Source organism: uncultured Oscillibacter sp. (assembly GCF_947654275.1).
In the GTDB taxonomy this organism is placed as follows: domain Bacteria; phylum Bacillota; class Clostridia; order Oscillospirales; family Oscillospiraceae; genus Oscillibacter.
Genome location: NZ_CANTJS010000002.1, coordinates 1 through 12,889 on the forward strand (window position 1 = coordinate 1; position 12,889 = coordinate 12,889).

General features: G+C 49.2%; 12 protein-coding genes. 2 read left to right on the plus strand and 10 right to left on the minus strand.

From position 1 onward, the window contains the following. Positions 1 to 246 precede the first annotated feature (246 nt). The gene (locus tag Q0063_RS00645) at positions 247 to 1,689 is read left to right on the plus strand and encodes a recombinase family protein (RefSeq protein WP_297870030.1); all 1,443 of its coding nucleotides are present in this window, start codon (positions 247 to 249) and stop codon (positions 1,687 to 1,689) included. A gap of 225 nt (positions 1,690 to 1,914) precedes the next feature. Here Q0063_RS00645 and Q0063_RS14655 read toward each other — a convergent pair whose 3' ends face one another. The 10 genes from Q0063_RS14655 to Q0063_RS00690 all read right to left on the minus strand — a co-directional run bounded on the left by Q0063_RS14655 (position 1,915) and on the right by Q0063_RS00690 (position 10,807). Beyond that, complete coding sequence (locus tag Q0063_RS14655; protein ID WP_367180304.1) at positions 1,915 to 2,028, minus strand: hypothetical protein; 114 nt, start codon at positions 2,026 to 2,028, stop codon at positions 1,915 to 1,917. Beyond that, positions 2,015 to 2,281 (minus strand): hypothetical protein, encoded by a 267-nt coding sequence (locus Q0063_RS00650; protein WP_297870031.1) that lies wholly within the window; start codon positions 2,279 to 2,281, stop codon positions 2,015 to 2,017. Before Q0063_RS00650 ends, Q0063_RS14655 begins: the two co-directional genes overlap by 14 nt. Positions 2,282 to 2,486: 205 nt before the next feature. Then, the gene (locus Q0063_RS00655) at positions 2,487 to 2,726 is read right to left on the minus strand and encodes a plasmid mobilization protein (protein WP_297870032.1); all 240 of its coding nucleotides are present in this window, start codon (positions 2,724 to 2,726) and stop codon (positions 2,487 to 2,489) included. A gap of 995 nt (positions 2,727 to 3,721) precedes the next feature. Continuing rightward, on the minus strand, positions 3,722 to 4,192 hold the full coding sequence (locus tag Q0063_RS00660; RefSeq protein ID WP_297870033.1) for a hypothetical protein: 471 nt from the start codon (positions 4,190 to 4,192) through the stop codon (positions 3,722 to 3,724). 156 nt (positions 4,193 to 4,348) lie between these two features. After that, positions 4,349 to 4,705, minus strand: coding sequence for a hypothetical protein (locus tag Q0063_RS00665; RefSeq protein WP_297870034.1), 357 nt, complete (start codon positions 4,703 to 4,705; stop codon positions 4,349 to 4,351). After that, positions 4,702 to 5,328: a hypothetical protein gene (locus tag Q0063_RS00670; protein ID WP_297870035.1), complete on the minus strand. Its 627-nt coding sequence runs from the start codon at positions 5,326 to 5,328 to the stop codon at positions 4,702 to 4,704. Before Q0063_RS00670 ends, Q0063_RS00665 begins: the two co-directional genes overlap by 4 nt. After that, the gene (locus Q0063_RS00675) at positions 5,325 to 6,080 is read right to left on the minus strand and encodes a hypothetical protein (RefSeq protein ID WP_297870036.1); all 756 of its coding nucleotides are present in this window, start codon (positions 6,078 to 6,080) and stop codon (positions 5,325 to 5,327) included. Before Q0063_RS00675 ends, Q0063_RS00670 begins: the two co-directional genes overlap by 4 nt. A gap of 62 nt (positions 6,081 to 6,142) precedes the next feature. Further along, complete coding sequence (locus Q0063_RS00680; RefSeq protein ID WP_297870037.1) at positions 6,143 to 8,092, minus strand: dynamin family protein; 1,950 nt, start codon at positions 8,090 to 8,092, stop codon at positions 6,143 to 6,145. Positions 8,093 to 8,932: 840 nt separating this feature from the next. Next, positions 8,933 to 9,118, minus strand: a complete 186-nt coding sequence (locus Q0063_RS00685) for a TnpV protein (RefSeq protein ID WP_297870038.1) — start codon at positions 9,116 to 9,118, stop codon at positions 8,933 to 8,935. A gap of 261 nt (positions 9,119 to 9,379) precedes the next feature. Next, complete coding sequence (locus Q0063_RS00690) at positions 9,380 to 10,807, minus strand: leucine-rich repeat protein (protein ID WP_297870039.1); 1,428 nt, start codon at positions 10,805 to 10,807, stop codon at positions 9,380 to 9,382. An 815-nt stretch (positions 10,808 to 11,622) separates the two neighbouring features. On the opposite strand from Q0063_RS00690, the gene Q0063_RS00695 reads away from it, so the two are divergent. After that, positions 11,623 to 12,783, plus strand: a complete 1,161-nt coding sequence (locus Q0063_RS00695; RefSeq protein ID WP_297870040.1) for an S-layer homology domain-containing protein — start codon at positions 11,623 to 11,625, stop codon at positions 12,781 to 12,783. The last annotated feature ends 106 nt before the right edge of the window (positions 12,784 to 12,889 follow it).

The following is a 12,889-nucleotide window of genomic DNA, read 5'->3' on the forward strand; positions in this document are numbered from 1 at the left end:
GCTTTCAGGGACAGGGATTTGTCCCGCAGGTGGTGGTTGGACATGACGGTGTAATTTGTATTTTTCTTGACATGAAATATTGCCATTTCCGCTCCTTTCAGCGTGTAAAGCGACGTCTCCGGCCAGATTGGGGCAGGGAACGCCACTTTTTGTTTCGTACATACCATGCTTGCCCGCCGTCCATACCCATTGATTTTCTTGTGTTTTGAGAAGTATCGTTATCTAACGCCGTCTTTCGACCGGCCTATGTTCAATCAGATGATTGCCGATGCCAAAGCTGGGAAAATCAATCTGATACTATGCAAAGACCTCAGTCGCCTCGGCAGAGACTACATCGAGGCCGGACGGTTTACGGACATCGTGTTTCCCAGCATGGGCTGCCGGTTCATCGCACTCAATGACGGCGTGGACACCATCCACAAAAACAATGAGATGCTGGTCATTTTGAAAAACGTCATGAACGATCTCTATGCACGCGACACCAGCAGCAAAATCCGCGCTGTCAAGCAGTCCACCTTCAGGACGGGGAAGTATGTCGGGTGCTACGCTCCTATCGGCTACCGAAAATCCCCGGCGGACAAGCACATTCTTGAAATCGACCCTGTGACCGCCCCTGTCGTTCTCCGCATTTTCGATATGCGCTTGCAGGGGGACAGCTTTCGGAAAATCGCCCGGACACTGAATGAGGAGGGCGTACCCTCGCCCCGTAGCTTCTACTACATGGCGGAGGGCAGGCCGAACCTGCGGTGCGAGACGTCCTACTGGAACGATGTGACGGTCAAGACCATTCTGCGGAATGAGGTCTACCTGGGCCACATGGTGCAGAACAAAACCGGTACCGTTTCCTACAAGGTCCACAAGCAGGTCAGCAAGCCGAAAGAGGACTGGATCAAGGTGGAGCATACCCATGAGCCGCTCATCTCCCAGGAAGTCTGGGACGCCGTTCAGAGGCTGGACAATCATCCGTCAAAGGGGCGCTCCGGCAGTGATGGGGTGATCTCCCTGTTTGCTGGTGTCCTTTACTGTGTGGACTGCGGAGGCTCCATGCGGTATCAAAGGGACTACCGCAGCCGAAAGCGCCACGCCGATGGGCATTTTGGCGGGTTTCAAGCCTACTCATGTAACCGCTATATGAGCGGTGGCAAAGCGGCCTGTACCTCGCACTACATCAACTGTAAGGTGCTGACGAAGCTGCTTTTGCTGGACATCCACGCCAAGGCGATGCTGGCGCAGAACAGCCCCGCCACCCTTAAGGAGAAAATCCTCGCTCAGAAAAACGTTGCCAGCATGGAGCAGACAAAGGCACTCCGGGCAACGCTGGCGCTGCTGGACAAGCGGCTGGCCGAGTTGGAAAAGCTGGTGGTGTCGCCCTACGAGGACAAGGTGAAGGGCATCATGCCGGAGGCGCTGAGTGTCCAGCTGATAAACCGCTATGAGGACGAACGCCGGGGCAAGCTGGAACAGCGGACGCAGCTCACCGCCCAACTGGAGGCCACCCAGGAGGACGAGCAGGCCACCGACGAATGGCTGGCCGTCATCCGCGATTATACCCAGCTTGAGGAACTGGATCGCCCCACGCTCCTGCGGCTGGTGAAGCGCATCGAGGTGGGCGAGAAGTATGAAATCACCGGGGAGACCCACCGCGACATCAAAATCTATTACAACTTTGTCGGTTATGTGGAACTCTGAAATTTATCATTCTTTATGCGAGGTTATCTAAAATAGCCTTTTGATTCTGGATGCTGCTGGAGATACCTTCTTTCTCATCGTCACGGGACAATCTGGCGTATAATGCAGTAATTCGCTGATTATTTGGCTGCTGCATCTTCAAAATGCGCTCCTTTCCGCAGCCGGGTGTGATATGAATTGCAGGGTAACCTTATCATACCACAACCGGCACAAAGCTTCAATGCTTTACAGTGCGATATTTTGATTGAGAATGCGGCTGACCTTTCCTTCCGCGGTTTCGGCGGCGTCCTTGTTGAAATAAGCGTTGACGGTATAGATCGTCCCGTCAATCTCCCGCACGGGGGAATTGGTGCTTTTTCAGCCAGTCCAGCCGGTCAGCGTGGGACAGTCCGGCGAGAAAAATCGCCGTTACATTAACCTTTTTCATCGCTTCATCATATATTTTTGCATCCTTTTTGGTCGATTTAAGTATTATCGGGTTCATCTGGCAACGCTCCTTCCCCCTGTGCTTATATTGAGTTCGGTCCATGCGCTGGGCCTGCATTTCCTGAAAAGCAGTGTCCTGGTTGCAGTTTACGCCGGTGACGAACATGGCCCGTTCCTCTCCCTCAACGGTCTTTCCCTCGTTGGCAGTGTTAATGGAGAACATTTTGTAAATCTGAGTAAATAGTCTTATCCGGGTTTTGGGCGTAGTCCACTACGCGGGCCAGACTGTCCTTAACAGGCCAGATTTTAGTTGTTGCCATCGTTTGTTCCCTCACTGGTATAAGCTGTCAGGATCAGCCACGCCAGCTCGTTTAGTTGGGCCGCTGTCCGCTACATGGCTGGGTGGTGAGGTTATCCCGCAGGACATTGACCTGCTGATAGAGGGTCTGGAATCGCTGGCGGAGGAATGTCGTAGCGGGTTTCCCTGCGCCCACCCGCCGGAGATACCTGGACAAGGGCAGGCCGCACCGTCTGGCCAGATGCTCCAGCTTCCGCTTTTCCTGCTCAGTCACCCGCACCTGGATAGCTGTCGTTCTCTTTCTGTCGGTCATTTGACGCTCCTTCCTGGCCGGGGTGATAGGGGTGGAACCCCTCTCAGCGCAAAGCGCCGCCCGTTTTTGGGGTGCCCCCGGCAACACAAAAGCTATGCTCGCTACCCCACAAGACAGGGCAGCGGGGCTGTCGTTTAGCGGCCACTTTTTCACGGAGCGACGAGGACAATGTTTCCATATTTTTATAGAGTTTGTTACATACAAATTTTCAGCGTGTTCACCGTTGCGGCATCATCGGTGATACCATTACTTGAACAGACAAAATGGCATCATGTATGATGCCACATGAAAGTGACGGCACATGACACCAATTTTGGCATCATTCGTCAGGGGCAAAAAAGAAGCTGGTACATAGACGCACCAACCCCAGCGGGAGTGTTCCTCTCGCTGGGGTTCTTGTGTGGTTGTCTATGTACCGGCTCAAAAGCCGCATTCAGTTCGCCCATCAAATGGGTGTTTGTCAATACACATCGAGATAATTTTCAAGAGAAAGTAATGATTTGTACTATTCTGCGTCTACGTAAGGCTCCCTTTATTTATCATTTTTTCTTCACTCATATAAGGTGTCCCTTTTCAATGGCAATCAATAGTAGACAAGAAGTAAAAAGAGACAAAAAGCAAGATGAGAAAAGATAAGAAAAAAAGCCCTGAAAGAAAACGAACGCCGGAAGCGGATTGGATGGCGGATTTAATCTGGAGCTAATTGAAAAAAGACTCGATAGGTCGTCTGGAAGAAGCAACAGAGGAGTTAAAGCAATCACCAGAAGATAAAGTATCCGTCGGCTTTTTCTTTCTGGGCGTAATAAGTTCGATTGCCTGGTTATCTCGAAGTGCAGCTTTCCAGGCAGAGTCGGTGTAGGCGCGGTCAGCAAAGAGTTTTCCGTTGGCAACAGGCGCACAATCCAAATCAACCTGTTTGGCAGCCCGGAGGTCACAAAGAGAGGTTTGGCTGATTTGGAACGCATACGGAATGGGTAGTTTTCCTGGCCAAAGCATCACAAAGGCGTGGAGCTTAACTCCATGATACCACTCTTTTCGTGTGGCATGTAGCACTTGTTGCACAACGGTTTTCCGACCTTGACTCCAGTGCTGTTGGAACGTCTTGCCAGCATGATTGGACAGGAATCCACCGCATAGCAATGGGAATCCTCGCTGCGAGCTTGAATTGCCTCCAGCCAAATTTCCGATAAAGCCCAAAACGCTCCAGCAATACGGTTCAATCTGCGGCAAAATGCCTGGTAGCTGGGCAGAGCCGGAAACCACACGAAAAGATGACTTTTCGTGTAGTTATAGATCGCTTTCCGTGTCAACAATTGCTGTCCTTTGTCCCACAGGTAGACCGTAATCAACTCCTCATCTGTAAATTGGGGACAATTGTTGTTGCTTTGGCGTTGTAATTCTTCTCTAAATCTGCTACCATTGCATCGGCAAATGGTGCAGTATAATTCGATGAGGTTGTTTTCCACAAATCCAGTCTCATCCTTTTTGTACCATTCGTCTTTATCTTTTTGATTTCTACTATTGATTCACACTTTTCATATAGGTAACAGAGGAAACATACTATTCGATATACTTCCTCTGATGTCGAAAATATTAAATCAGCCTCAACAGGATTTGTTTTATCAGAATAGATCCTTTAGTTGTGGTCTTTTTTTGAAAATAGTTTCGTCAACAATGTTGTATTTAGACCAAGAATCGTCACTCGTATGATAAACAATAAAGTCGTTTTCGCCACAATCAACCACAGGTATTAAGCCCAAATCTTTGAAGTCAACGTGAAGGTCAGCTTGGGCATCGAGAATTTCTGCAAGTGAAAGCGTCCTAAATTCGTCATCGAAAAAGACGCTTTCCTTTGAGAAAGATAACATCTGCTTCACCATTGTCGGTAGTGTAAGACCACACATGGCCTCCACACAATGCACAACATCATTATTGATAGATACGCTCTCTAGCTTTACGAGATATTCCTTTCGTGTCACGAACCAGCACCTCCAAGCATTTTATCCATCTTAGTATATGGACTATCCGGAGAATGAACACCCTGCTTATCATAATGAACCTCTGCGTTAAGCGGTGTGATATTCTTAACTTCGTTTTTTCCACCCATTCCAAGCGGTTGAATATGATGTGCGTCATAATCGCTTCCGGCTTTTCTGATGAGTCTTCCATTGGCAGAATATACGTCATGTTCGTATTTGGGCCATGGCCGTCCGTGTTCTCCTTCCCATTGTTTTTTCAAATCTGCTTTTACATCATCAAATTCATCCCTCCGCTTGGCAACCTCATCTGGCGGCAATTTTTCCAAGTCAGCCACCTCAAATGGGCGATCAGGGATGGTTTCGGGACATTCAGACTTGTTTTTCAAGTCCTTAAAATACTCATCAAGCGTTTGTTCTAAGTCTTTTTCAGCACCATCGGTTTCTTCCGTTTCTGGAGTATCACACGCTTCGTCGGGTGCTTCAGAGTAGAATAGGTTATCCCAAAAGGTTTTGCACGTTTGGAAATCCACTGTGCCCTCCGGCTTGATTTCTTTATATTTGTTGACCTCTGGCCGTTGCGTTAAATCCTTAATTTCTCCGCCAGCAGCATCATTAAACATCACACAACGCCCCCTTTTTCCCAATACAGCTCTGTAAACCTACAAAAAAGATCCTGATAAGAAATATCCCGTTCGGCTTGTTCATACACAATCAGCGCAAGAACGAGGTTAATCTGCCGTTGTGTATATCCCTTTAAGGATGGCTCCAGCAACTCAACGACTCGGTTTGACCAATTTCCAATATCTTTACATTCTTTAGAAGCTTGAATGGCTTTTTCTGCCCGAAAGAAGTCATATACCAGCGTTCTTAGAGATTCAACCGCTTTTTTACCCTCGGCGGTGATATACTTGATAAAATCACACTTCACCGTTGTGTCCAATCGAGATTGGACAATTCTTTCCCAAAGTTGCTGTATATCAACTCTATCGCCCCTTCGGTAGAGTTCCTTGTTCATTATGAAATCAAGCAAGGTTTCCTCCATAGGCTCACCTTGCGGATCAGAGGCTAAAGACTGTGCTTTTGGTTCTACCCAGCCGACACTCTCGTACTTGTCTACTTTACATAGAACGGGTTCCAGCCAGTCACTCTGCGTAATGGCAGCTATGCCCTTTTCCAATCTACCCAGTTCAATGATTTGTTTGTCATCCAAGCCAGAAGCCCTTCCAACCAGTTCTCTGTCAGAAAAATCAGGCAATCTCAGGATAATTTTTGTATTGGTGTTGCGAATTACTGACATATCTAACAGCCCTGGAGATTGATCAGCAATAATGAATCCCTCGCCATATGTCCGCATCTCAGCAATAGAATTTGCCAACAACTCAACGGATTTTCCAAGCAGGTTAGCTCCTTCTGTTGTTTGCTCTGTAGCCGTCCGTTTTAACTGATTTCTCCATTTTCAGAGATTGCCTTTTGTACTGCTGCCATGAAAGAGTCTCTCTGCTGCTCCAGAAGTTTTTGGCGAAACGAACGGAAATTATCAGTGAAATCTTTGAAAACACTATCTATTATAGAACGAACCGCTTTTTTATCTTTATCCTTAACCTCGACTCTACCCAGGCCGAAGAACCATCCCTTCAGCCTGCGTTTGAGAGCATCCTTTGTATGGCCAACGATGGTTCCGTTCAGTGTTTCTGGGTCAAGTTTCAACTCTTTGAGAGTGCTAATCGGTATAGCATCGGAAGACATACGCATGGCCCCATATGCCTCGGCAATGGCAGCTGTAATTGTATCGTTTAGCTGATCTATATTCCTTTGAATGCCAGAAATTTGCTCCTGATTGCTGTCTTTCAAAGATTTTGCACGATTGGCCAATTTAGCCAAGGCCCGGTCAACGCTATCAATAATCGCAAAGGCTTTAACTGCTGTGGCATATTTCTCGCCGTATTGCATAATCTCCTGCTCAAGAGCGTATAAACCAGCACAAATAGAAAGTGCCACAGGTTCATCGCCATTCCCTTTTGCCTCTGCCAATGCGCTATCACACTTTTCTAGCATTTTACCAGTGGCGTTTTCGGAAGTTGCACAGCGATTTTGGCGATAGCAAAAGCTCGTAGGAACTACATCCATTTCCAGTGTAACTTTTCCAGCCTCAAAAAAGCCTCTGTCTTCGTCAGTTGCAATTCCATTTGTAACGGCCTTTGCGGCATACCCATATCTTGCGGATATAAAAAACAGCTTTTTATCCGATAGCTTGATACTTAGAGTATCATCATCCTTACTTTTGATTGTCTGTTGTTGCAAGATGCACCGCGCATCGGCAGTCTGCGTGTTGGCCTTGTTAATTACGAAAAGTGAGCGACCAAGGTCAATACTTGTCTTGCTGCTGTTTTCTTCAGCTTTCCTTAGATGATCTAACAAGACGTTATTTCCTTCGCCCTCCAAACCATCTGGCTTCACAACAAAAATAAGGATGGATTGACTCTGTTCTTCAAGTGCTTCACCTAATATTTGTTGATGTTCACGATAATTGCTGTCCGTTCCCGGTGTATCATAAATTACAAACTGCACCTTCTCGCTATCCAACGGAATTGGGAACAGGATAGTTATCTCCGAGGCAATTTCTCCGTCTTGGTGTCCATTCAGATGTTGAAGGATTTTATAGATTTGCTCATGTTGCTTGCTTCTGGATTCCTTAACATCATTCATTACTTGCTGAATTTCTGTCCTAACAGTGCTTTCAGCGGGACCCTTAGAGAATTCGAAGCACTGTGCAGCTGAATTCCATTCGATTTCAGAAGTAATTCCGAAAATTGAGAACCCAATTTTGACATTCTCCCCCGGTTTTGGACTGCATATCTTGAACATCTTGGCGGTTTCTGATTTGATGCTCTCTGGTAGTATGCGATAACCCAAAATTGCATTGATGAGGGCAGACTTACCTGCACTGTAAACTCCAGCAAAACAAAGGCTGACGCGATTATCAGAGAGACTATCAATTTTACTCTTAATATTCTGGATTTCCTCATGGATTTGACGTGCGAAACTGTCTGCGCTCTGTTTTACCTGATTATTTTCCAGATCGACTTCATACAATTTCTGTCGGTGACTTGCCAAAATAGATGCGGCCTGTTCGCCATATTTCTTAACCTCTGAATATGTTGTTGCCATATCAGGCAGTTCAGTAAGCGAGGTCAAATTGATTTTACATTTCTTAGACTGAGCATTATACAGATCAACCATCTGAACCAGGTCCTCATAATCAAGTTTCGTTGTAACCACCTGTATATCCACAGACTTCAGCCCATCAAAGGCATTAGCAATATCATCAAAAAAGGCGTTGCCATGATCTTGAAGAACAAATTTCCCTTTTTGATTCATATACTGCATTAGGCGGCTATCGGGCCTGATTGGAATATTGTGTCTATTTTGAAACCGCTGGAACTCAACTTCCTTTTTGCGGGATGATATTTCATCACCAGTATCTGCTTATTCATGCCCTACCTCCAAGCCTACTTTCTATCCTTAATTTCTTGCCATAGCTCCGTTGCTGTGTCCGCAATGAGCAGGGAATCTGCTACAATGAACGGCAGTTTTAGCCACTTGCTTCGCCTGCTTTGCGTAGCCATGAACGCTCCTAAAGATGTCAATAGTAGTAAAGCGTTCTTACGATCCAAGCGATCCAGCCGTTCTTCAATAGTTTTTGGACTCACTGAAATAGCCTCCTTTGTTTTTAACTGATAACTTCAATCAAGTTGCCATGACTTCGTAACCATACATCTATTCCGGTGCCGAATACTTCCAGATCAACGGTATAAACACCACATTCTTCCGACAAAATAGTTGCGGTTGGTAATCTATCTAAGACAGCATCTATGTCATAGTCACAGTATTTGAATTGAACCTTTCTCAACTGACCACTATACATGAATTGAACTCTCTTTCGGAACGCTCCTTCTTCAAAGCGGCTTTTATATGGTAAGGAAAACCTATCTTCCAATACTTTGGATTCTTAATTCTATCAATTTGATAGATGGCAGGGACATGGATCATTTGCAATCGTAAACTTTTTTTTACATTTTCATCTTTAATGAAAGCTGAAAAATAAAAGTAATATTTCGAGAACATGATAGAAACAGGTTTTATTCTGCGCATCACTGCGGTGTGATCCTTAATACGCTCATACCATTCTTCGACACTATCTCCCATGATACAACATATTATATTCTGCTAGGATTTGTTTGTCAATCTTGATAAAATCCGCAGAATGTATAACACTTGCTCCCGCAAATATCTTCTGTGCCGCTGGCCCCAGATACCAATAGGAACACTTTCCGGCACCGTGAGATTCGGGAGAGGATAATCTCCCTCTTGGCGGTAAGTCCCATCAATTTGTTCAAATGTAGACTTCTCCATAAATTTCCCTCCGATATGCTGAATATCCCTGCAATTTAATCACATTCGGTTGTCTACAAATAGTAAGGGAGAGGTAACTTCCTTACATTACCTCTCCCTGCCGGGGGTTCCTATTTATGGTCACCGCAGTTGAAAAGAAGCATCAGTTTCTTTTCAACAAGCGCGGCGATGATTCACCGCGCAGGCCGCGAAAGGGCCTTGCGGTGTCAGCACAGGTTTTTTTACCTCACCCGCCGGCCTTGGCGGATGGCGCAGTTCGGGTCAGGTGTTGGCCAGCCGGTAGAGGAAGGTGACGATCTGGCCCCGGGTGCAGATATTATTGGGGGAGAAGGTGGTGGCGCTGGTGCCGGAGGTGACGCCCTTGGCCACCGCCCAGGCCACCGCGTCGGCATAATAGGAGGGGCTGGCGGGGACGTCGGTGAAGGACACGCTGGCCTTGGAGCCGTCGCCCATCAGCTCGGCCATCAGCGTCACCGCCAGGATGCGGGTGCAGGGCTGGTCCGGCGTCAGGTTCGGAATTTCCAGGAAACTGGAGAACTCCTGGCAGATAGCGCTGATGGTTTCCCGGTCGGGGTTCTCTCCCAGGCCGCGGAGGAGGAAGGTCAGGATGTGGGAGACGGTGCAGGTCTGGCCGGGGCCGAAGGTGGTGGCGGTGGTGCCCTTGGTGATGCCCTTTTCCACGGCCCAGGCGATGGCGTCCCTGTAGGGGGAATCGGCGGCCACGTCGGTGAATCCGGCAGGCGCGGAAGGAGTGGAAGGAGCGGCGGGGGCGGTGCTGTAGTGGAGGTTGACCCGGAAGAGAATATCGTTTTTGCTGCTGATCTGGATTTCCTTCCACTGGGCTTCGGTGCCGCCGTAATACACATCGCTCAGAAGGTCGCACCGCTCAAAGATGTCATTTCCAATCTTTTGGACGCTGGCGGGAATGGTGACGCTGGTCAGGTTTTTGCAGTTTGTAAATGCCCGGTTGTTGATTGCGGTGACACTGTTGGGGAGAACGAGGCTGGTGAGGCCGGTTGAGCCAAGCGCGGTGCTTCCGATGGTTTCGACGCTGTCCGGAAGCGTCAGGGCGGTGAGGCTGGTGCAGCCGCCGAAGGCCTCGCTGCCAAGGGTTTTGATTCCTTTCGAGAGGGTCACGTTGGTCAGACTGGTGCAGAGATTGAAGGCCATTTGGTCGATGTAGGCGGCGCTGCCGGGGATGGTGACGCTGGTCAGATTCCGGCAGCTGTTGAACATGGCGTATCCAACGTAGGGCACGCCGGGGGAGAGGACCGCGGTGGTCAGGCTGTCGCAGCTCTCGAACACGGACATTCCAATCTCGGTGACAGTGGAGGGAACGGTGATGCTGGTCAGGCTCTCGCAGTCCCTGAATGCACTGTCTCCCAGGTAGGTGACGCCCTCCGGAATGGTGATGCTGGCCAGATTCTGGCACTTCCAGAAGGCCTGGGCCTCTATACGGGTGAGACCGCTGGGGAGCGTGACGCTGGTGAGGCCCTGGCATCTGGAGAAGGCGCTGTCCCCAATGGCGGTAACCTCATTGGGAATGACCACGTCGCCGCCCTCGCCGTGGTAGGCGGTCAGCACGCCGTTATTGATGGCGAAGTCGCTGAGGGCAGAGGCGGTGGGAGGGGGGAGCAGGCCCAGACACAGCGCCAGGGCCAGCGCAAGGGACAACCAGTGTTTCTTCATGTCGTTTTCCTCTTTTCTCTGAAATTTGGACACAAAAAAAGCCCGCCTTACCCCGCCAAAGGAAGGGTAAAACGCGCCTGTTCCCGAAAATATGGAATTTGGGGCATGACAAATCAGGTATAACAAGACCTGCATAGCCGCGGCGCTGTGGCTATGCCTGCGTGTTTCCTTTGTCTGATAGTGTGGCACAAAATCGCAGATTTGTCAACCCCCTTTTTCAAAAGAAGGGGTGTCCATCTGCACATTTTACAGCGGGGGTGCCATGTAGGAGAGGGGCTCTGTCCCCTCCCCTCCTTCCGGGCTCTCCATGCGCTCGGGGGCGGGACAGGCCCCTGCATAAAGATGTATCGACGGGCCGCCGGGGGCGGCGGCCCCATACCGCCAGCGTCCGCCCGTGGCGGACCGCCCAGCCGCCGACAAGCACACACCACTTTGTTAACAATAATAAAAAAACCGCTTGCGTAAGTGGTCGAAATAGTGTAAAATATGCTTACGAGACAGCAGAAGCATATAAGGCAGGGCGTGAGGGAGTACCAGTCCCCCACACCCCTATGCAGGAGGCCGTGTTAAGTCCAGTCCCACACAGCAGAAATTATCTGCGCCTAAAGTCCATTATAACGGTTTTCCCGGCAATAATCAATGGGGAAATCAGGTGGACGTGTGCGTAGCTTCGGCGGTGTAGGGCTTTATACCCCTGCGCCGCTTTTGTTGTCTTGATGGGAACGCCTGCGGGGGCCGGGAAGTCCCACCTCCAAGGGCAAGTACCATTAAGACACGGGGAGAAAACCCCTATTAAAAACAAAGGAGAGGACAATATGAGTAAAAAAATGCTATCCCTTACATTGGCCTTGGTTCTATGTCTTGGCCTGACACTTCCAGCCTGTGCCGCTGAAAAAACAGATAGCTCCGTAAACGCCGCCGGAAGTACCACCGTGACGGACACCGGAGGTAAGACCCACACGCTGAGTAGCCCTGTTTTGTACACCATGTCCGGCTCGGACATTGAAAAGGTTAGAGCTCTATGGGTCGGGGGCTTGATGTATGCCGAGGAATATTTGAGCGGTATAGACGTGATTTATGCCGTTGCGCCCGGCACAGTGGTGACCGCCCCGGAAGGCATGGGATATCAATATGGAGCGGCTGTAACTGCGGCCTGGACAGGCGGCCGTTTTATTCCCGGCGGGGTTGGGGACGGCCCCCTGGGCTATCGGGCTTACGACCTTGGAGGGACAGAAACTTCCGAATATATGGAAGAAGTATTTAGCGATTTTACCATACTTGGCTGCACCCCGGAGAGCGAATTGAGCGAGGAAGTTCTTGCAAACGGTTATGACTTCGATACCGATAAAATCGCATTCTATGTTGTGACAGAAGACACAAAAACAAACCCGTTTGCTTCTGCTACTACCCCCAGCACCCCCGAAACACCTGAAACGCCCACCAAAACCGCCTTTACCGATGTGGCGGCGGGGGCATATTATGAGGAGGCGGTAGCGTGGGCCGTAGCCGAGGGTATCACCAGCGGCACGACCGCCACCACCTTTTCCCCCAATGATACCTGTACATTTTCCCAAATTTTGACCTTCCTGTGGCGTGCCAACGGTTCCCCGGAACCCACTATTCAAAATCCGTTTTCCAACATTAAGGAGACAGTCTATTTTTATAAACCCCTGCTTTGGGCGGTGGAGCAAAAGTTGATAGGCTCTGACACTTATGAGGATGGCTGGCCGTGTACCCGTGGAATGACAGTCTTTTTCATGTGGAAAGCATCCGGTGCTGAGTTCGACCAAGGTGCATTTGAGAAACAGCTCTTTGATGATGTGCCGCTTGAAGATAGCAATACATTTGTTCAGCCTGTATACTGGGCTGTGAAAAATGGCGTTACTTCGGGCACAAGCGCAACCACGTTCAGCCCAGAGGCTATCTGTACCCGAGGGCAGATCGTGACCTTCCTCTATCGAGGACTGGCAAAGTAAGAAAACATCGAAACAGCGGAGCGGCCATGTCTGTTACAGGCATGGCCGCTCCGGATTTTTGTTAAGGGTGGACAGACCGTGAACTATATGAGGCCCCGCCGAAACC